This is a genomic window from Antarctobacter sp., from assembly GCF_034670325.1.
Classification (GTDB): Bacteria; Pseudomonadota; Alphaproteobacteria; order Rhodobacterales; family Rhodobacteraceae; genus Antarctobacter.
The window spans coordinates 152,400-170,238 of record NZ_JAXMNR010000006.1 but is presented as its reverse complement, the minus strand read 5'-3'; the positions used below and the strand labels follow the sequence as shown (position 1 = coordinate 170,238).

The following is a 17,839-nucleotide window of genomic DNA, read 5'->3' as shown; positions in this document are numbered from 1 at the left end:
GCAGCGCGCTGAGGACACGGTCGACATAGGCCAGCCGGTCCGAGTGGATCTTCATCACCACCGACAGATCCGTCTCACGTACCGGCTCAGGCCCACAAGTGCTGGCCGAAAAGAGATGCACCAGAGGCAGGCCGGTGTCGCGCGCGTCGGCGATATCGAAGGTGCAATACCGGTCGCAAAGATGCAGCCAGTCCTTCGGTGAAGGGTTAAAGCGGAAACTGTCGAAGTTGTAGCCGACGATGCGATCCGCATGCGCCCGCAGAAGCTCCAGTGCCTGCGGGCCAAGCCCCCTGCCCTTGATGATCAGAACCAGATCGAAATGCCCCAACTGGGGCACGCGTTTTTCCAGTTCGGCCAAGGTGCTGCGGCGTAGCCGGTCCAGTGCCAGCTTGCCCATGACTTTGCCCAAAGCGTTGGCCGGGTATTCCTCGTTCAGTACCTCGACCTCATAACCCGAGCGTTCCAGTGCCTCAGAGACATCCCTGTGGAATGCATAAAAAGAGGTCGGCGCGATCAGCAGGCAGCGGCGGCTCATGCCGCCTTCTCCGCGGCCTCAAGGCCCAGCAGCGTCCGGGCGAAGGCCTGAATGCGGTATTCCCCGAACTCGGCGTCCGGGTCGGCCAGCGGCATCTCCAGGAATTCCTCGACGCCGGTGAAGTCGAGCGTCTCGTAGACGAATATCCGGTCTTCTGAGAAAAAGGCCTCGGACCGCACGGTGTGGTTGTTGGTGACGATCTTCTTGCCGCCGCAGAGGTTTTCGAAGGTCCGCATGGTGTGGCCAGACTGCGATTGGTGGTTGGCGAAATCGAATGTGGCCGAAGAGCGTTCGATCATTGCGCGAAAGTCCTCGGGCTTGATCGACCGCAGGCTGACGCCGCGCGGAATGCGGCCCGCCCTGAGAAAACGCAGGTAGACCACCGGGCTCATCTTCATGAAGGACTCGAAAACAATACCGTGACCCTTGCAATAGGCCTCAAAGGCCTTGATCGCGTCGTAGCGACGCGGGTTGACGATATTGCCGACGGTGTAGACGTGCCGCGACGAAGCCTTGTCCCTTGTTAGCCCCTGCATCTCGCGCGGTCAGAACAGCGGCAGGTAGTGAAAACCATGCGCCTCGGCATCGATCGGGTCGAATGTATAGACTGCGTCGAAATTCGCCGCCTGTGGCAGGTAGTCATGGGTGGTGAGCGCGTTCCAGTTGTAGAGCGCGAAACGCGCCTGCGGCTGCAGTTGGCGCAGCCGGGCGAGCGTGTCCGGCGCCATCTGATGGGCCTGCAGAAAGACCACCTGATCGTAAGCGGTTCCGGTGGTTTCTTCGACGATGCGACGATGTTGCGCGCCGATCCAGCGGCCGTAGGCCGTCGGCATCAGCGTTCGGAAGGTTTTTATAAGGAAACTGCCGGGTTGCAGGTCGACGAAACGCACATCTGCACCGAGTTCTTCGAACTCTCGCATGATCCGGGTGGCGTAGCCATAATAGTCGAGACCGAAGAAAAGGACTTTCATGTCTAATCTGCGCGCTTTCAATTTAGAGCTGCTAAACCTGTAAATTTCTGCCCCGGACTGGATCCGTCCCGGGACGTTTTCAAACACGGCCCGTATACGACCTGCCCGGATCGCTTTCAAGCCGCAAACCCGCGAAAATTGCCGCACTGCAGAGACGGCTTGACCTGCCCGCGGCGAAGTCGTTTAACCAAGCTCGCCGGAACATCGGACTGGCCCGGAATGACACTTGCGAAAGGGTTTTCGACCATGCAGATTGAAGACACCCCCCTCGACAGCGTCAAGATCCTGACCCCGCGCCGCTTCGGTGATGCGCGCGGCTTCTTCAGCGAAAGCTGGAACCGAAGCCGGATGGCCGAGGCCGGGTTGGACTATGATTTTGTCCAAGACAATCACTCGATGTCGATGACTGTCGGCACGCTGCGTGGCCTGCATTTTCAGGCGCCGCCGCACGCACAGGACAAGCTGGTGCGCTGCGGGCGCGGACGGCTGTTCGACGTGGCTGTGGATATCCGTCACGGCAGCCCGACCTTCGGCCAGTGGTTCGGCATCGAGTTGAGCTTTGAGAACGGCAAGCAACTCTTGATCCCCAAGGGTTTCCTGCACGGCTTCGTCACGCGCGAACCCGAGACCGAGATCGTTTACAAGTGCACCGATTATTTCGCACCCGAAAGTGATGGCTCGGTGCGCTACGACGACCCGGAGATCGGCATCGACTGGGCGATGGAGGGAGAGCCCCTGCTCAGCGACAAGGACCGCGTCGCGCCGCTGCTGAAGGACCTGCCGCGCGTCTTCGAACTCTGACTTGCACCGGAGTCAGATCATCGCTGGACCCGACCCGAGATACTCCTCATTTGGTGGACAGGATCTGGCGCGAATTGCGCTATTCTTTGCACCTGCTGATCAGGGCTGATTGCTTCGTTTCTCAGCCAACAGACCACGGCGGGTGGCTGGCCGCCGAGGATGAATAGGGTCGCCCCTGTTCCCAGGATAACTCAGCGCCGATTTTGCCAAGATGACCCCAGATCACCAAAGAAAGATGTAACCATCGGGTAAGGAGTCCCCGGTCTTGCAGTAATGATGCAAAGCCCGTTTCCCGGCGTTTACCTAACGCAATGCATGCAAATGCAATCGATACGAACCCATGACGGAGAAAGCATGGAGAAATCCAAACTCATCGTAAGATTTTGATTTTAATGGTACCACCTCCTGGTCTCGAACCAGGGACCTCTTGATCCACAATCAAGCGCTCTAACCAACTGAGCTAAGGCGGCACAGGGCGCTGAACATCAAGGTCCAACGCCGAACGTAGGGCTATTTAGCAAAGCCAAAATCCAAGCGCAAGCCCCACGGCACCCCCTGTCGGGTGGATTTTCAGCGCGACAGGCCGGGACCAAAAATCAACCCGCGCCTGGCAAAAGTCGCTCTATCGCGGCGCGCATGTCGTCAGGCGGGGTGCGCTTGGAAAATGCCGCCGCGTCAATGAACACGCTGACCGTGCGCGATGAAAAACACAGCTTTCCGTCCTGCGTACCGTCCACCCGAAAGGTGATCGAGGTCTCGCCCAGCCGCACCGGCCAGACGTGACAGATCAGCGGATGCCGCGGCGTGATGGGCGCGCGAAAATCCATCTCCAACCGGACAAAAGGCGTGCCCACATTGTGGTCCAGTTCCATTTGGAACCAGCCGTCGCCGCCCAGATTCTCGACCCACCAGCCATTGATCGCATCCAGCGCAAACCACGGGATGCGTGCCGTGTAAACGATTTTCGCCGGATCGCAGTCCCCCCATGTGACGCGAATCTCATGGCGGTAAGCTGTGTCGGGGCGCGGCTCCATCCTAGTAGGTCTCCACGTGATAGCGGCCCTCTTCGCGCAACACGTCGCGTAGGTTGCGCCATTGGTGACCGATGCTTTCGGCGATATTGGTAAAGGCCCGTTCGACGCCCTCCTCCATCTCTTTCAGACCACAGATATAGATATGCGTCGCCGGGTCTTGCAGCATGTCGGCCACAATATCCTCTTCGATGCGCATCCGGTCCTGAACGTATTCCTTTTCCTGTCCCGGCATCCGGCTGAACACCAGATGCTTTTGCAGCACGGTGGACGGCACCTTGTTGAGCGGTCCGAAATAGGGCAGCGATTCCGGCGTACGGGCCCCGAAAAACATGACCATACCCCCGGACTTCTTGCCGACCGTCCGCTGCCTTGCCATCGTAAAGGCCCGCATTGGGGCAGAGCCGGTGCCGGTGCAGATCATCAGCAGACGCGCGTCCGGATCGTTGGGCATCAGGAAGGTCGCGCCAAATGGCCCGGTCACCTGAACAGTATCGCCTTTTTTCAGGTCGCAGACGTAGTTCGAACACACGCCCCCCTCTTCACGCTTCACCGTCAGCGAGACGTTGTGATAGCCCGCCCGCTCACCGTCGCGCGGGCTGGACACCGAATAAAGTCGCGGCAGATGCGGTTTGCCCTCGGCGTCGGCTCCGGGCGCGATGATGCCTAGCGATTGCCCTTCGAGTGCGGGAAACGGTTTGCCCTGAAAATCGAGGATGACATGGCGCACGTCCGAATCCGACCCTTCTGTGGTCAGGCGATAGTTGCCCTGCACCACCGCCTCGACCGGGCTGCCAAGGTTGTAGAGGTTCACTGTCGGCTTTGCCGCCGAGGCAGGGGCCACGGGTTTCCCGCCTGCCCCTTTGTGCGCCTCTGCCAACAGGACCGCCACAGGATCCTCGCCGCCGTCACCACCCGCATCCGCAACTTCGGTCGTGCTCACCTCGCCCTGTTCGGGCAGTTCGGTCCAGCTGAACTGTTCATCCAATGAATAGGGCGTGTCGACCACACGCCATTCATCGATCGACCCCGTGGGGCAGACCGGAATGCAATCCATGCAGAAATTGCAGGCCTCTGCGTTCACCACGACATTGTTGTCATCATGCTCGATAGCGCCTACGGGGCAGGTCATCTCACATGTGTAGCAGCGGATACAGATCTCGGGGTCGATCAGGTGCTGTTTTAGCGGCTTGTTCATCTCATCATTCCTCCCAGAACGGAGCGGTCGACCAATCGTAGGCGAGACACCGTTCCTGTTCCTGCTTGATCTGGGCACGATCTAGGCCGATTTTGCGATAAAACACAGCATCTTCTGACGGTGTTTCTGTCTGGTCGCCTCGCGCGAGGACTGAAAAGTCAGCGCAAGTTAACCGTTTGGCCATTGCTGCCAATGTCGGGCCTTGTCCCCGATGGGCATAGTCGGCGCGTTTGGTCGCCGCAGCACCAAGGTGCAGTCCGGTATCAGCGACCGCGGTTCAGCACGGCCTCAGGGATGGCGATGGCCTCGATCAAGGCCTGACACAGACCCCGGCAATCCTCACACCCGATGCAACATCCGATCTCACCCAGTTCCTTGGCGACCTCGGTCACGCGCGGTGCATGACCCACGTTGCGTTTGGTGATCATAGCGTTTCCTCCTCCTGCTGTTCCCTGCGTGTGGCAGAGACGAATTTTCGCCGAAAATTCGCCTCTCGCCAACTCATGCCATGTGCAGTTTGACGTACTCAAAATCGCCCGGCTTGTTGTCGATGCCGACCTTCGGCGGCGCGATCCAGCTGGCGAATTTGCCCGGTTCATAGCAGGGCTTCATCAGCGACTGGATGAAGTCACCGTCGCCATGCGTCGGCAGCCAGTTCGGCAACCCTTTGTCGAATGCGTCTCCCGACACGTGGTTGCCGTCAGGGTCAAAGTTGTGGCCAGCGAACACGCCGATCTTGCGGTTGAAGGACTGGTGCGGCAGCTTCAACTCGAACTCGATCCCGGTCTTTTCGATAATCTTGTTCCAGCGCCCCACACCGCCCGAAGCATCGCGGACGTAGTCATCCCGCAGGCGCATGTTGATCGCGGTCAGGGCCGGCACGTCCTTTTCGACGATCTTGCCATCCTCAAGATCCAGCACCTTGTAGGTGTCATTCTTAAGCTGGTGGTCGTCATCGATCCGGCCTTCCATGTAACGGCCCTTGATACCCGCGTTGAACGCATTGGCCGCGTTGGTCGAGATTTCCTGACCAAACAGATCCAGCGACAGCGTGTAGTGCAGGTTCAGCTTTTTCTGGATGGTCGGCAAGTCGATCACACCCAGATCGCGGATCTTGTTCACGTCATAGGGATCAGTGATGCCCGCCTTGTTCATCGCCTCGCAGGTGGCCTGAATGGTGCGGCCCACGCCGGTTTCGCCGACGAACATGTGGTGCGCTTCTTCGGTCAGCATGAACCGGCAGGTGCGCGACAGCGGATCGAACCCGGACTGCGCCAGCGATTCAAGCTGCATCTTGCCGTCACGGTCGGTGAAATAGGTGAACATGAAGAACGACAGCCAGTCCGGCGTTTCCTCGTTGAACGCCCCCAGCATGCGCGGTGCCTCTTCGGACCCGGACGAGCGGATCAGCAGATCATCCGCCTCTTCGCGGCCGTCCTTGCCGAAATACTTTTGCAGCAAGTAGACCATCGCCCACAGGTGGCGGCCCTCTTCGACGTTGACCTGAAACAGGTTGCGCATGTCATACAGCGACGGTGCTGTCAGACCCAGAAAGCGCTGCTGCTCGACCGAGCCCGGCTCTGTGTCACCCTGAATGACGATCAGACGCTTCATCAGGTTGCGGTATTCGCCCGGCACTTCTTGCCATGCCGGTTCGCCCATATGTTCACCACAGGGGATCACACGGCCCTCGACCTGCGGGGCCAGCAACACGCCCCAGCGATATTCCGGCATCTTCACATAGTCGAACTTGGCCCAGCCCTTGGGGTCCACGCTGACGGCGGTGCGCAGGTAGACCATCGATTCCTGGAAGTTCTGCGGGATCAGCTTGTTCCACCAATCGATATAGCCGGGGTGCCATTTTTCCAGCGCTTTCAGCACCTTCTTGTCCGAGCTCAGACCCACGTTGTTGGGGATCTGGGTGTCATAACTTACGTTGATCAGATCGAGCATGTCTCTCTCCCATTTGGTGCGGCGGAGCACGGTCCGCCCTACAGCGTTCAACGGGACCGACACCTGCCGGGGCCCGTAGGGCGGGGTTTACCCCGCCGTTGCGCGCGTCAGACGCGCTCCATGTTGTAATCGCCCCGGATACCGGTGCCGTAGCGCTGCAGCGCGCCGTCGGCCCCAACCGCGTTGGGACGGTTGAAGATCCAGTTCTGCCATGCGGTCAACCGGCCAAAGATGCGGGTTTCCATCGTCTCGGGTCCGGCAAAGCGCAGGTTCGCCTCCATCCCTGTCATCGCATCCGGACTGAACGACGCGCGCTCCTCCATGAAGATACGGACCTCATCCTCCCAGTCGATGTCGTCGAGGATCATGGTGACAAGCCCCTGCTCATCCGCCTCTTCTGCCTCCAGCGCCTCGCCGATCTTGTCTTTCAGCGCCTCGACATGTTCCGGCTCCGCCAGAAAGCGGGTTTGCAGACGAGTGATGCCGTTGCCCATCGGATAGGGGCCAAAGTTGTCCTCGGTCAGGGTGATTGTCGCCGTGGGGCGATTGTCACCCTCGAATTCGTCTTCCATCATATAGCTGCGGTCGACGGCAAAGAGGATCTCGGCCAGCACGCCGACAAAGCACGATCCATGTTCGATGAAGGCCGCCAACGAGCGTGAGGTCACGTCGATCCGTTTCAGCGTGCGCTTCCAGAACTGGCGCACCTCGTTGGCCAGCCAATGGTCGGCATTCGCGGCCAGCAGCGCCTCATGCGCGGCCAGTTTTTCCGGGTCGCCCTGCGTGCGGAAGATCCACAGGCCCAGCGCCATCTCGTTCAGGCGCAGGTGCAGGATCGCGTCCTCCAACTCGCGGCAGAGGCGCAGCATATAGGCCTGGTCGCCCTGCGCCACAAAGGCGTCCATGTCGGCGGGCGCGTCCTCTTCAGGCCCTTTCAGGGTGATCACCGCCTTGCGCCCTGCCCGGTCAAGCTCGACCTCGACCAGCGAATAGGTCACCGCGTCCTCGGTGATCTTGCGTGGCAAGGAGCCCAGCGTGATGCCCTCGGCCACGTCCACCTTGGTTGAGGAGGCGGCAAATTCGCGGGCGCGTTCGGCCACGGTGTCATCGAACTTGGAATTCGGGATCACCTCATCGACCAGCCGCCATTCCTTGGCGCGCTTGCCCTTTATCCCCTCCTCGATCGAGCAGAAGATATCGGCCCGATCGCGGCGCACCTTACGTTTGTCGGTGACGCGGGTCAGCCCGCCGGTGCCCGGCAGCACCGCCAGCAGCGGCACCTCGGGCAGACCCACCGAAGAGGTGCTGTCATCGGTCAGCATGATGTGATTGCAAGCCAGCGCCAACTCATACCCGCCCCCGGCGCAAGCGCCCTTCACGGCCGCGATGTACTTCTGACCGCTCTCCGCCTCGGCGGCCTCATAGGCATTGCGCGTCTCGTTGGTGAATTTGCAAAAGTTCACCTTGTGGCTGTGCGCCGCGCCGCCCAGCATCCGGATGTTCGCGCCCGCGCAGAACACCCCGGGTTTGCCGGACTTCATGACAATGGTTTTGACCTCGGGATGTTCGAACCGCATCCGCTGCACCACGTCGTTCAGCTCGATATCGACGCCCAGATCGTATGAGTTCAGCTTGAGCTTGTAGCCATCGAACAGGCCGCCGTCTTCGTCCACATCCATGAACAGGGTGGCCACGGGACCGTCGTATTCGACACGCCAATGGCGGTAGCGGGACGGGTCTGTCTGAAAGTCGATCATCTTGGTCATCGGGTCCTCCCTGGTCGCGAAGTTGCAGCCAACGTACATCAATGGAGAAAGTAAGTAAACTTATGCATGCATAATAAAGCACATTTTTTCATGCCGAATCTCTGTATCTTACGAATTTTGCCACCCGCATTCGGCATATTATGCATTATAATTCACATCTCGCATTGCTTTCTAAAGAATCGATCATAGCGTGGACCCTGTCCGCGCCAACTGTCATGATCTGTGCGGCGCGGGTCTCGGGCAGCAGCGCCCTTGCGATCCCGCACAGACGCAGCGCGGCCTTCGGGCGGCCCATGCGCAGTTTGAGCAAGCCATTGGCGGCCTGGATCAGGGCCTGAACAAAGCGTCGCTCGACGCCACCATCGGGCAGAGCCATCCAGACCGGCTCCAACACCTCGTGCGCTTCCCAGTAGAAACCGTGTTCAATGTAGAACAGCCCATGACGGAACGCATCGCTTTGCGCCAGCGCATCGGACCCCATCCCCGGATGCACCGTTGCGCGGATAGGGTCGAACAACCCCTCGGGGTGCCGCGCGGTGCGCCCCGGCACATAAGCCTGCGCCGGGACGAACCAGTCGCCCCCGCTCACGCGACTTCGGGTGCGGCGGCCTCGATCCGCTCCAGCCGGGTGCAGAACCCAGCGATCTCGGCCACCACCCGCTCTGGCTGGTCCAGATGCGGGGCATGGCGACAGTCGTCGAGGATCGCAATTTCGACCGGCGCATAGCTGCGGTTTTCCACCTCTTCGACCTGCGCAAGCGTGCCGTACTGATCCTCCCGCCCCTGCACCGCCAGAACCGGAATACGCAGGTAGTCGATGGCGTCCGCGACGTTCCACGCCTTGAAATCAGGATGCAGCCAACTGTCGTTCCAGCCACGAAAGGTGTTGTCCGGGTCGCGGTGATAGCGTGCCATCTTTTCCCTCAGGTCGGTCGTCGCATAGGCCTGCTTCGCCTTGGCGATCTCAGCCAGACCTACCTCTTCGGTAAAGAAATGCGGCGCCATCAGGACCAACGCCCGCACCCGCTGGTCGGACACGCTGCCCGCATAGATCGTGGCGATGGTCGCGCCGTCGCTGTGACCGACAAGAACCCCGCGTCGAAATCCGATGGCGTCCAGTACCTGCGGCAGCACATCGACTGCTTCACGGGTCATATAGTCCAATGGGCGCGGCAGGTCCGCCGGGTCCGACTGACCATACCCCGCCCGCGAAAAGGCAAAGACACCAAAGCCCGTCGCCTGCGCCAACGCCTGCGGGAAATCGCGCCACAGCGCCACAGACCCCAGCCCCTCGTGCAACAGGACCAATGTCGGTGCCTTGTCCGGGGCCGGCCCGAAACAGGCATACTCCAACACCTTGCTAGCCGCCGTCAGCCGCCCGTTTTCCGTCCACTCTACTGTCATGCCTGCGCCCTCAGTTTGAACCGTTGTATCTTGCCCGTCGCGGTCTTGGGCAGATCGTCCACCACCTCGACCCAGCGCGGATACTTCCACATCCCGATCTTCTCTTTCACAAACTCCTTGAGGCCGTCGACCGCAGAGGCTTCCTGCCCCTCTTTGAGCACAACAAAGGCCTTGGGTTTATCCAGCCCCTTGTCGTCGGCGCAGGCGACAACCGCTGCCTCCAGCACGGCGGGGTGTTCGACCAGCGCCTGTTCGACCTCAAAGGGACTGACCCAGATGCCGGACACCTTGAACATGTCGTCCGTGCGCCCGCAGTAGATATAGCGCCCGTCTGCGGTGCACTCATATTTGTCGCCGGTGCGGGTCCAGTGGCCCTCGAATGTAGAGCGCGACTTGTGCCGCTTGTTCCAATAGCCATCCGCCGCAGACGGTCCGCGCACCAGCAGTTCGCCAACCTCGCCGTCGCCCACGTCCTCATCGTGTTCATCCACCAACCGCACTTCATACCCGGGCACCGCCGTGCCGGAGGTGCCATAGACGATCTCTCCGGGACGGTTGGACAGAAAAATGTGCAGCATCTCGGTCGAGCCGACGCCATCGACGATCTCGGTCGAGGTCAGCCGGTGCCAGCGTTCGCCCACCTCGCGCGGCAGCGCCTCCCCGGCAGAGGTACACAGCCGCACGGCCATCCCCTCTGGCAGGCCGGATTTCTCCAGCGCGGCGTTCATCGCGGCGTAGAAGGTCGGCACCCCGCAGAACAGCGTCGGGCGATGCGTCCCGAGGATGTCAAAGACCACCTCCGGCGTCGGCCGTCCCGCCAGCAGCACGGTCGTCGCCCCCACCGACAGAGGAAAGGACATGGCGTTGCCAAGGCCGTAGGCGAAAAAGATCTTGGCCACAGAATAGACGATGTCGTCCTCACGGATGCCCAGCACCTGCGCACCAAAGGTGTCTGAGGTCGCCTTAAGGCTGGAATGCACGTGCCGCACGCCTTTGGGTTGGCCGGTAGAGCCGGAAGAATACAGCCAAAAGGCCATCTCATCCTCATGCGCCTCGACCGCAGGCACAACCGACGCGCCCTCGACAAACCTCTGATAGCTTTCCGTGCCCTCGGGCGCGTCGCCGATCACCAGCACCGCGCGCAGGAACGGGTTGTCCGCAATCACCGGCTTTACCGTCTCCCATAGCTTTTCCGACACAACGAGGATCGACGCCCGACTGTCGGTCAGGATCGCATCGTAGACCTGCGCTGACAGCAGCGTGTTCAGCGGCACCGGGATCGCACCGGCCTTGAGCGCACCCCAGAAAACCACCGGGAACTCGATCTGATCCTGCACGATCATGGCGACCCGCTCTTCGCGGCGCACGCCGTGGCGGCTGAGCGCCCCGGCAAATCGCCCGCTTTCTTCCGCCAGTTGCCCAAAGGTCAGGCTGCGCTTGCGCCCGTCCGCCTCCTGAAAGGCCACCTTGTCAGCGCGCCCTTCGTCCAGATGGCGATCGACAAAATATAATGCTGCGTTTTCGTTCATGACGTGGCCTCCTCCCTGCCTGTCACCCGCGCCGCGTGGCGGCGTTTCCAATCGGTCCGGTCCTCTCACCGGAATAGCGCCGCGCGGGCCTCACCCGACATGGCCTTTGCAGTAAGGGCGGGTCTGCGACCGACCCCGGCAGCTCCTCCAAACCACCGGACCCTCGACACGTTGCCCTCCTGCGGAATCGATCCTTTGGTAAGCGTACACCTTATTTTCAGAAGGTGCAATTTTTTGCAACAACCGACACAATATTCACCAGTATTAGCACTATAATGCACAAGTCGAACGCTGACCTCCTCCAAAGAAAAACGAAGTATGATGACAATATGCGTACTTGCGGCTTTTGCCCGGTCGCGTACGCTGCAACCATGCACGCGATCTATAACATGCCCGGCCACCTGATACGCCGACTGCAACAGCTGTCCTCGTCGATCTTCGCCGAGCAGATGAGGGCTGCGGGCTCTGACCTGACATCGCCGCAATTCGCGGCCCTGACCATGTTGCAAGAGCACCCCGGCATTGATCAGGCGACTCTGGCCGGTCTGATCGCCCATGACCGCGCCACAATCGGCGGCGTGATCGAACGGCTGTGCGCCAAGGGGCTGATCGAACGGCGCACCAACCCCTCTGACCGCCGGGCCAAGGTGCTGGCCCTGACGCCCGAGGGTGAAAAGCGCATCGCGATTATCCGGCCCATCGTCGAGACGATGCAGAAGACCTTGCTGGTCGGCCTCAACGAAACGGAAAAAGCAGAGTTTATCCGGCTGGCCGCCAAGGTTGCCGCCGCCGGGAACGACCGGACGCGTGCGCCACTGCGGATGCCCAAGGAAAAGCCGGACAACCCGTCTCGCTGACTGTCTTGCTGACGGCCTCGATGACTGGGTTGAGTTGATCATCGCATCCGGGCGTGCCATCCCTTGCCACAACCGCGTTGAGGAGGGGATCACATGTCGGACACCATTCTAGTCACCGATCACGGCACATGGGCCGAGATCACGCTGAACCGGCCCGACAGGCTGAACAGCTTTACCCCCGAAATGCATCTGGCCCTGCGCGCCGCGCTGACCCGCGCGGCGGAGGACGACAGGCGCGCCGTGCTGTTGACTGGCGCGGGGCGGGGCTTTTGCGCCGGGCAGGACCTTGGCGACCGCGATCCGCGCAAGATGGATGGCCCGCCCGATCTGGGGGAAACGGTGCGCAGCTACTGGGCACCGCTGGTCCGCCAGATCCGCGCCCTGCAGATGCCGGTGATCTGCGCCGTCAACGGCGTTGCCGCCGGGGCCGGGTCCAGCGTGGCGCTGGCCTGCGACATGGTGCTGGCCGGGCAAAGCGCCAAGTTCATTCAGTCCTTTGCCAAGGTCGGGCTGATCCCCGACACCGGCGGCAGTTGGCACCTGACCCATCTTCTGGGGCGCGCCCGCGCCATGGGTCTGGCCCTGACGGCCCAGCCGCTACCCGCACAACAAGCCGAGGACTGGGGTCTGATCTGGAAGGCGCTGCCGGATGAGCAGTTGATGGATGAAGCGCGCAAACTGGCGGCGCAATTCGCCGACGGCCCAACCTTTGGCTTTGCACGCACCAAACAGGCCATTGACGCCGCAGCCACCAACACGCTGGACGCGCATCTGGATCTGGAGGCCGAATTGATGAAGGCCTGCGGTGAACACCCGGATTACGCCGAGGGTGTCGCGGCCTTCCTCGACAAACGCGCGCCAAAATTCACCGGCGAGCGTTGATCCGCGAGTTCAAAGGTCGATCTCCCAGCCCTGCTCTACCACTGCCATGCCGAAACTGCGTTTCGGCTCGGACCGGACCAACCGCCAGCCGGTCTTTTCATAAAGCGCGCAGGCGGCGCGGTGACTCTCATGGGTCCACAGCGCCATCCGGCGATAGCCGCTGGCGCGCGCGAACCCCATGCATTCACCCAGCATGCGTTTGCCCAGCCCCCTGCCCCGCGCGGCAGGCGTCAGCAGGAACAGCCGCAGTTTTGCTGTTTGCGCATCTTCGCGTACGCAAAAGATGCTGCCCAGCCGCTGTCCGCCATCCCAGGCGATAAAGGCGCGCTCGCAGGATGGGTCATGATCGGCGTCAAAATCTTCAAGGATCTCGCGCACCAGCGCCGGGAACGTCTCGTCAAAGCCTTCGTCGCGCGTGTAAAGGCGGCGGTGTTCCGCCACCAGCCAATCGATGTCGCCGGGGCCGAGGTGTTTCAGTTCAATATCCACACCCAGACCAAACCGCCGCACGACTTGCAAATCAAGCCCCGCGCCGCTACGTGACGTCGATCCTCAAAACCTATCGGACAAGGCACTGGTGACATGAGCATCCACGACGAACGCGACATCGAAGCCAACCTTCAGATCGGACCCACCGACAAGGGCATGGTCCGCTTGTTCATCTTCGCTGACGGGCTGGAAATTCCGATGGATTTCGAACCCGAAGAAGCCGAGGAAATTGCCGAGGAACTGCGCGCCGCCGCCGCAACTGCGCGCAAGGCCAAGCCCAAGCGTTAACCCGGTGGCGGCGCGGGGACGTGTTGATCGACAAAGACCTTGTTCCCGTCCGGATCGACCAGCGTCATACAGGCCGGCCCGGAGCTGTCCTCTTCCACAGCCTGTTCCGGTTCGATCCCCTCGGACCGTAGCCGCGCCTGCATCTCGCGGATATCGGTGAAATCGTCCAGCGGTTCTCCGCCCCCGCTCCAGCCGGGGTTGAAGGTCAGCATATTGCCGCTGAACATGCCCTGAAAAAGACCAATCACGCTGTCGCCGTTGCGCAGGATCAGCCAGCCCTCTTCGGCCACTCCGGCGACCTGCTGAAATCCCAGCGCCTCGTAAAAGGTCCGCGAGGTGGTCAGGTTCTTGACCGACAGACTGACCGAGAATGCTCCAAGCTCCATGGCGGATCCTTTCTGTGCGTTGGCGCGTCGCCCCATCGTCCACCGGAACCTCCCTGTCAGGCAAGCCCTGCGAACACCAAAGAATTATCCCCAGCCGTCCAGCCCCGCACCGGGATCGCGCAAGCCCTGCAACCGTCGCGCCGCATGCACGGCGAACTTGCGGGTCAGCTTTGTGCGCCGCGCCGAGGCCATTTTATCCTCCGGCCCCATGCGCAGGATCTCGGCATCATAGCCATCCGCAAGGATCAGCCCGGTTCCCTCGGGCAACAGATCGGTCGGAAAATCCTGATCCACCGCCCAGAAATAACGGTCGCACCACGGCAGATAACCCTCCCATTTGCTATCGCTCATGAAATCGGCGCGTGAGGATTTGCATTCGACCACCCAAAGCTCCCCTTTGGGGCCCAGTGCCATGACATCAACCCGCAAGCCGCGGTCGGGCACAAATTCCTCAACCACGGCAAAGCCATGCCCCGCCAGATGGCGGGACACGCCGCGCGCCAGCAACTGGCCGGGCATCAGGGTCGGCGTCAGGTCGGGGGTGACAGGCAAATCCATGCTCAAATTATTGAACAATACGTGAACAAACGCAAGCCCGCCGCGCGCCGCCTTTCCTCTGGCGGCGAATTGCCTACTGTCGCCAAAGCATCGTTTTCATGACACCCAAGGTTGCCCATGTCCCAAGACGCCCCCGAGACCCGACTGACCCGCGAAGAGGCGCGCGGCGTGCGCGCCGCGCGCGAACTGGAAGGGCACCTGACATGGCTCGACACCTTTTCGGGCACGGCGCTTGGCGTGCTCTCTGTCGCGTCGGGCATTTATACCTACCTCGGCGTGTCGTCTTTGCTGGATGAAAACGGCGCGATGTCGGTCTTTGCCGCCATCGCCTATTCCACCGCCGTCTCTGTGGGGATCTTCGTTTTCTGGTCTTACATGCTGCGCCTGTTTCCCGCCGTCCGCACCGCCCGCGCGCGGGCCGGTCTGATGGCCACCATGGGGCTGGGCAGCCTTGCCATTGTCGCCATGTCATCCTGGCTGAACGCCGCCGCGCTGGCCGGGTCGGCGGCCGTGGAACAGCATCTGGCCAAGACGGTGCAGGACTATCAGGCCGCGCTGGAACGCGCACATGAGATTGCCCTGACCGGGCAGGCGCTGGAGCGTGACGTGGCCCGGACGCGGCAAAGCTTTGAGGATCTGTCCGAACTGGAGGCGCAAGGCGCGCTGTCCGGCATGGCGGGTCGTGGCGCGGTCTTTCGCGTGCTGCGTCAGAAATCCGCCGAACTGACCGCGCTGGAGGCACAGATCGCCGCCCAGACGCCGCTGGTCGACACCGCCTTTACCGAGGGCAACACCATCCTGTCGCGGATGCGCGCGCTGACGGTAGAACCGGGCAGCGTCGAGGCGCGATCGGTCGAATTTTCCGAGGCCGCCGTGCGGTTGCAGGGGCTGATCACCCAGTTGCGGCAATTGTCGGTGGCTCCGCTTGTGGAGCGCGCCGCGCAGGATCTGGCCGCATCGGTTGTGCTGCCCGAACTCGACAGTTCCACCGCGCAGGGCCGCGCCGACCAATCCGCCACCATCACCTCGGTGCTGGAGGTGCTGGCGCAACGCGCCGCCACCCTGGAAAGGGCGGCACTGAACGTGCAATCGTTGCAAGCGCCCACAGACGTGACCTATGCGCCGCTGTCCGCCGCCGACGCGGTCATCCTGTATGCGGGCAACTTTGTCCCGTCGTGGGCCGGGGCAATTGCCATCGACCTGCTGCCCATGGTGCTGGTCTTTATCCTTGCCATAACCCACGGCGCCATTCGTCAGGGCCGCGAGGGGGCGGGCGTGGAAGACACGTTGACACTGGCCGAACTGCGCGCCGCCGTCACCGCCCTGCGCGAGGTCGAGGCGGTTGCAGGTCCGCCGCCCGCGCGTCCCGAAACGCCGCCCGCACCCAGCGACGACGTGACCCCGCTCAAAGGAAAATCCGCATGACCGCGATGGCGCGACCGAGGCCAAGGCGCTCCGCAGGACCGAGGTTCCGGCGCAAGGTCGGGACGGGTGGCCGTATGTCCGCAGCGGAGCCGCTGCGATGAACCGCAGCGTTGCCCGCACCCTGTCCGCCGTGCTGATCTTTCAGGTCGGGATCGGCATCCTGCTGATCCTTGGCGACATGCGGCAAGGCACCCTGTCCTTGCCGACCTTCAAACCCGACGCCCCCCGCCTGTCTGAACCGGTGCGCCCCGGCGACCAGCGCCGCATCTTCAAACCCGGGCGTGATCGTCCCGCCGTCGTCCCCGAACGCGACCCCGGCGAGCTGCCCGAGCGTCTGACGCTGACCCTAAATGAGGGCATCTGGCGGCTGGAAGGTGATATTGCCGAGGGCGACGCCGAACGCCTGATCCCGCAGATCGACCGCGCCGACCCGCCGATCACGGCGCTGGTGCTGCAATCCTCCGGCGGATCGGTTCGCGACGCCCTTGACCTTGGCCGCCATCTGCGCGCCTCTGGCATCGCGACAGAGGTCCTGTCGGGCGAATTCTGCTACTCTGCCTGCCCCTATCTCTTTGCCGGCGGACAGACCCGCACCGCGGCTGCCGCCGCCTCTATCGGCGTTCACCAGCACTATTTCGGGGAGAACACCCTGCTCCCGGCTTTTGTCGCTGTCGAGGATATCCAGCGCGGTCAGGCAGAGGTCATGGGATTTCTCGACGACATGGGAATCGACCCGCTGGTGATGCGCCACGCGCTCGTCACGCCGCCGGATGAAATCTACATCCTGCTGCCGCAAGAACTGGATCAATATGGCTTTGTGACCGGGTCAGACTGAGCACAGCGATACAAATTCTTCGCAACCCCTTGTCTCCGGGGGCGGCCCGTCTTACCTCAGCGCTTGGCGGGTTCTGCCCTTCTCGTAAACGGGTACATTCCGGTGGCCTTAAGCAAATCCGAGGGAGCTGGCTCTGGCGGGATCGTGGTCTCGTTACCTGGCGCCCACCTGTATATACAGGTCCTCGGGAATGCACTACCCACACGGTTGGCGTGGTTCCCGCCGCACGCCCCACAGTAATAAAAAACCTGACGCTGCCCAGAGGGGCAGCCGCTTTGCGGCAGGCCCGTCGGGGCATCCGAAAGCCTGCCTTGAAACGAGTGTCAGGGGCGGTTCAGAACTCGCAGCGACCGCACCTTTGGCTTCTCTGCGGCGACATGCACCCGCGCAGGCTCTGCCGGGCGGGTCCGCTCTCTTTTGCCGCCCGAGGTGTCGTCCTCATCCGCCATCCGCATGATCGAGATCGCGAACTGCACACCGGCGAACACCACACCGTTGAAAAACACCAGCATGACCACGGCGACCACCGCAACATCGCTGCCAGAGATCAGGTGCCACAGGTTCGCCACGTTGAACCACAGCAGCGCGCCGACAAACAGCACCGAGAGGCCGAAACCGGACAGGACCTGAATGATGTAAAGACGGATAAGCTTGGGCATGGGCGACTCCTTCGCATTCCATTAACAGAATACAATTTGGGGCGGAATTGCAACTCGGCAAGCCGTCGCAGGCCGATTTCAGCGCCGCGCGCGCGGGCCAAAGACAAGCCAGATCAGGAATCCGACCAGAGGGAACAGCAGGACCAGCAGACACCACAGCACCTTGCCGCCGGTCGATGCACGTGAATTCACGATGGAAATGATCGCCCAGACGGCAAGCGCCAGCAGGATGAATCCGCCAATTCCGGTCACTTCAACGCGCATCTCGTCCT

Annotated in this window: 21 protein-coding genes and 1 tRNA gene; 6 read left to right on the top strand and 16 right to left on the bottom strand. The window is 61.8% G+C overall.

The genetic code is table 11. The features are described from left to right. Nucleotides 1–531: 531 nt before the first annotated feature. Together VOI21_RS16325 and VOI21_RS16320 are read right to left on the bottom strand one after the other, a co-directional pair. Nucleotides 532–1,071 carry a hypothetical protein gene (locus VOI21_RS16325; protein WP_323771008.1) on the bottom strand — a complete coding sequence of 180 codons (540 nt, stop codon included), beginning with the start codon at nt 1,069–1,071 and terminating at the stop codon, nt 532–534. Nucleotides 1,072–1,080: 9 nt separating this feature from the next. After that, entirely contained in the window at nt 1,081–1,506 is a 426-nt protein-coding gene (locus VOI21_RS16320) for a hypothetical protein (protein WP_323771007.1), read from the bottom strand. A 246-nt stretch (nt 1,507–1,752) separates the two neighbouring features. On the opposite strand from VOI21_RS16320, the gene rfbC reads away from it, so the two are divergent. Next, nucleotides 1,753–2,307, top strand: coding sequence for a dTDP-4-dehydrorhamnose 3,5-epimerase (gene rfbC / locus VOI21_RS16315; RefSeq protein WP_323771188.1), 555 nt, complete (start codon nt 1,753–1,755; stop codon nt 2,305–2,307). A 393-nt stretch (nt 2,308–2,700) separates the two neighbouring features. On the opposite strand, the gene VOI21_RS16310 is transcribed toward rfbC, so the two are convergent. The 9 genes from VOI21_RS16310 to VOI21_RS16270 all read right to left on the bottom strand — a co-directional run bounded on the left by VOI21_RS16310 (nt 2,701) and on the right by VOI21_RS16270 (nt 11,188). After that, nucleotides 2,701–2,777 (bottom strand) — tRNA-His (locus tag VOI21_RS16310). Between the two features lie 126 nt (nt 2,778–2,903). Next, nucleotides 2,904–3,341 (bottom strand): acyl-CoA thioesterase, encoded by a 438-nt coding sequence (locus VOI21_RS16305; RefSeq protein ID WP_323771006.1) that lies wholly within the window; start codon nt 3,339–3,341, stop codon nt 2,904–2,906. 1 nt (nt 3,342) lies between these two features. Next, nucleotides 3,343–4,536: a benzoyl-CoA 2,3-epoxidase subunit BoxA gene (boxA, locus tag VOI21_RS16300; RefSeq protein WP_323771005.1), complete on the bottom strand. Its 1,194-nt coding sequence runs from the start codon at nt 4,534–4,536 to the stop codon at nt 3,343–3,345. A 263-nt stretch (nt 4,537–4,799) separates the two neighbouring features. Then, complete coding sequence (locus tag VOI21_RS16295) at nt 4,800–4,964, bottom strand: hypothetical protein (protein WP_323771004.1); 165 nt, start codon at nt 4,962–4,964, stop codon at nt 4,800–4,802. Nucleotides 4,965–5,037: 73 nt separating this feature from the next. Beyond that, nucleotides 5,038–6,489: a benzoyl-CoA 2,3-epoxidase subunit BoxB gene (gene boxB / locus VOI21_RS16290; protein WP_323771003.1), complete on the bottom strand. Its 1,452-nt coding sequence runs from the start codon at nt 6,487–6,489 to the stop codon at nt 5,038–5,040. Between the two features lie 107 nt (nt 6,490–6,596). After that, nucleotides 6,597–8,255 (bottom strand): 2,3-epoxybenzoyl-CoA dihydrolase, encoded by a 1,659-nt coding sequence (gene boxC / locus VOI21_RS16285; RefSeq protein ID WP_323771002.1) that lies wholly within the window; start codon nt 8,253–8,255, stop codon nt 6,597–6,599. A 145-nt stretch (nt 8,256–8,400) separates the two neighbouring features. Next, entirely contained in the window at nt 8,401–8,844 is a 444-nt protein-coding gene (locus VOI21_RS16280) for a DUF309 domain-containing protein (RefSeq protein WP_323771001.1), read from the bottom strand. Further along, on the bottom strand, nt 8,841–9,659 hold the full coding sequence (locus tag VOI21_RS16275) for an alpha/beta hydrolase (protein ID WP_323771000.1): 819 nt from the start codon (nt 9,657–9,659) through the stop codon (nt 8,841–8,843). The genes VOI21_RS16280 and VOI21_RS16275 overlap by 4 nt, the downstream gene beginning before the upstream one ends. Next, on the bottom strand, nt 9,656–11,188 hold the full coding sequence (locus tag VOI21_RS16270; RefSeq protein WP_323770999.1) for a benzoate-CoA ligase family protein: 1,533 nt from the start codon (nt 11,186–11,188) through the stop codon (nt 9,656–9,658). Before VOI21_RS16270 ends, VOI21_RS16275 begins: the two co-directional genes overlap by 4 nt. A gap of 371 nt (nt 11,189–11,559) precedes the next feature. Here VOI21_RS16270 and VOI21_RS16265 point away from each other — a divergent pair, with 371 nt between their 5' ends. Both VOI21_RS16265 and paaG read left to right on the top strand, forming a co-directional pair. Beyond that, complete coding sequence (locus VOI21_RS16265) at nt 11,560–12,045, top strand: MarR family winged helix-turn-helix transcriptional regulator (protein WP_323770998.1); 486 nt, start codon at nt 11,560–11,562, stop codon at nt 12,043–12,045. 93 nt (nt 12,046–12,138) lie between these two features. Then, on the top strand, nt 12,139–12,927 hold the full coding sequence (gene paaG, locus VOI21_RS16260) for a 2-(1,2-epoxy-1,2-dihydrophenyl)acetyl-CoA isomerase PaaG (RefSeq protein WP_323770997.1): 789 nt from the start codon (nt 12,139–12,141) through the stop codon (nt 12,925–12,927). Nucleotides 12,928–12,936: 9 nt separating this feature from the next. On the opposite strand, the gene VOI21_RS16255 is transcribed toward paaG, so the two are convergent. Then, the gene (locus tag VOI21_RS16255; protein ID WP_416358983.1) at nt 12,937–13,437 is read right to left on the bottom strand and encodes a GNAT family N-acetyltransferase; all 501 of its coding nucleotides are present in this window, start codon (nt 13,435–13,437) and stop codon (nt 12,937–12,939) included. 72 nt (nt 13,438–13,509) lie between these two features. Here VOI21_RS16255 and VOI21_RS16250 point away from each other — a divergent pair, with 72 nt between their 5' ends. Next, a complete protein-coding gene (locus VOI21_RS16250; protein WP_323770996.1) occupies nt 13,510–13,704 on the top strand; it encodes a DUF6324 family protein in 195 nt (64 codons plus the stop codon). Here VOI21_RS16250 and VOI21_RS16245 read toward each other — a convergent pair. After that, nucleotides 13,701–14,090 carry a VOC family protein gene (locus tag VOI21_RS16245; protein WP_323770995.1) on the bottom strand — a complete coding sequence of 130 codons (390 nt, stop codon included), beginning with the start codon at nt 14,088–14,090 and terminating at the stop codon, nt 13,701–13,703. The genes VOI21_RS16250 and VOI21_RS16245 overlap by 4 nt on opposite strands. A gap of 84 nt (nt 14,091–14,174) precedes the next feature. Continuing rightward, nucleotides 14,175–14,648 carry an MmcB family DNA repair protein gene (locus VOI21_RS16240; RefSeq protein WP_323770994.1) on the bottom strand — a complete coding sequence of 158 codons (474 nt, stop codon included), beginning with the start codon at nt 14,646–14,648 and terminating at the stop codon, nt 14,175–14,177. Between the two features lie 117 nt (nt 14,649–14,765). On the opposite strand from VOI21_RS16240, the gene VOI21_RS16235 reads away from it, so the two are divergent. After that, nucleotides 14,766–16,073 carry a hypothetical protein gene (locus tag VOI21_RS16235; protein ID WP_323770993.1) on the top strand — a complete coding sequence of 436 codons (1,308 nt, stop codon included), beginning with the start codon at nt 14,766–14,768 and terminating at the stop codon, nt 16,071–16,073. A gap of 97 nt (nt 16,074–16,170) precedes the next feature. Further along, nucleotides 16,171–16,908, top strand: a complete 738-nt coding sequence (locus tag VOI21_RS16230; RefSeq protein WP_323770992.1) for a hypothetical protein — start codon at nt 16,171–16,173, stop codon at nt 16,906–16,908. A 323-nt stretch (nt 16,909–17,231) separates the two neighbouring features. On the opposite strand, the gene VOI21_RS16225 is transcribed toward VOI21_RS16230, so the two are convergent. Beyond that, nucleotides 17,232–17,567, bottom strand: coding sequence for a hypothetical protein (locus VOI21_RS16225; RefSeq protein WP_323770991.1), 336 nt, complete (start codon nt 17,565–17,567; stop codon nt 17,232–17,234). A gap of 78 nt (nt 17,568–17,645) precedes the next feature. Then, nucleotides 17,646–17,831: a PLD nuclease N-terminal domain-containing protein gene (locus VOI21_RS16220; RefSeq protein ID WP_323770989.1), complete on the bottom strand. Its 186-nt coding sequence runs from the start codon at nt 17,829–17,831 to the stop codon at nt 17,646–17,648. Between the last annotated feature and the right edge of the window lie 8 nt (nt 17,832–17,839).

Coding starts and splice junctions, on each gene's coding strand:
- VOI21_RS16325 (WP_323771008.1), bottom strand. CDS start 1,071: ATGCAGGGGCTAACAAGGGACAAGGCTTCGTCGCGGCACGTCTACACC.
- VOI21_RS16320 (WP_323771007.1), bottom strand. CDS start 1,506: ATGAAAGTCCTTTTCTTCGGTCTCGACTATTATGGCTACGCCACCCGG.
- rfbC (WP_323771188.1), top strand. CDS start 1,753: ATGCAGATTGAAGACACCCCCCTCGACAGCGTCAAGATCCTGACCCCG.
- VOI21_RS16305 (WP_323771006.1), bottom strand. CDS start 3,341: ATGGAGCCGCGCCCCGACACAGCTTACCGCCATGAGATTCGCGTCACA.
- boxA (WP_323771005.1), bottom strand. CDS start 4,536: ATGAACAAGCCGCTAAAACAGCACCTGATCGACCCCGAGATCTGTATC.
- VOI21_RS16295 (WP_323771004.1), bottom strand. CDS start 4,964: ATGATCACCAAACGCAACGTGGGTCATGCACCGCGCGTGACCGAGGTC.
- boxB (WP_323771003.1), bottom strand. CDS start 6,489: ATGCTCGATCTGATCAACGTAAGTTATGACACCCAGATCCCCAACAAC.
- boxC (WP_323771002.1), bottom strand. CDS start 8,255: ATGACCAAGATGATCGACTTTCAGACAGACCCGTCCCGCTACCGCCAT.
- VOI21_RS16275 (WP_323771000.1), bottom strand. CDS start 9,659: ATGACAGTAGAGTGGACGGAAAACGGGCGGCTGACGGCGGCTAGCAAG.
- VOI21_RS16270 (WP_323770999.1), bottom strand. CDS start 11,188: ATGAACGAAAACGCAGCATTATATTTTGTCGATCGCCATCTGGACGAA.
- VOI21_RS16265 (WP_323770998.1), top strand. CDS start 11,560: ATGCACGCGATCTATAACATGCCCGGCCACCTGATACGCCGACTGCAA.
- paaG (WP_323770997.1), top strand. CDS start 12,139: ATGTCGGACACCATTCTAGTCACCGATCACGGCACATGGGCCGAGATC.
- VOI21_RS16250 (WP_323770996.1), top strand. CDS start 13,510: ATGAGCATCCACGACGAACGCGACATCGAAGCCAACCTTCAGATCGGA.
- VOI21_RS16245 (WP_323770995.1), bottom strand. CDS start 14,090: ATGGAGCTTGGAGCATTCTCGGTCAGTCTGTCGGTCAAGAACCTGACC.
- VOI21_RS16240 (WP_323770994.1), bottom strand. CDS start 14,648: ATGGATTTGCCTGTCACCCCCGACCTGACGCCGACCCTGATGCCCGGC.
- VOI21_RS16235 (WP_323770993.1), top strand. CDS start 14,766: ATGTCCCAAGACGCCCCCGAGACCCGACTGACCCGCGAAGAGGCGCGC.
- VOI21_RS16230 (WP_323770992.1), top strand. CDS start 16,171: ATGAACCGCAGCGTTGCCCGCACCCTGTCCGCCGTGCTGATCTTTCAG.
- VOI21_RS16225 (WP_323770991.1), bottom strand. CDS start 17,567: ATGCCCAAGCTTATCCGTCTTTACATCATTCAGGTCCTGTCCGGTTTC.
- VOI21_RS16220 (WP_323770989.1), bottom strand. CDS start 17,831: ATGCGCGTTGAAGTGACCGGAATTGGCGGATTCATCCTGCTGGCGCTT.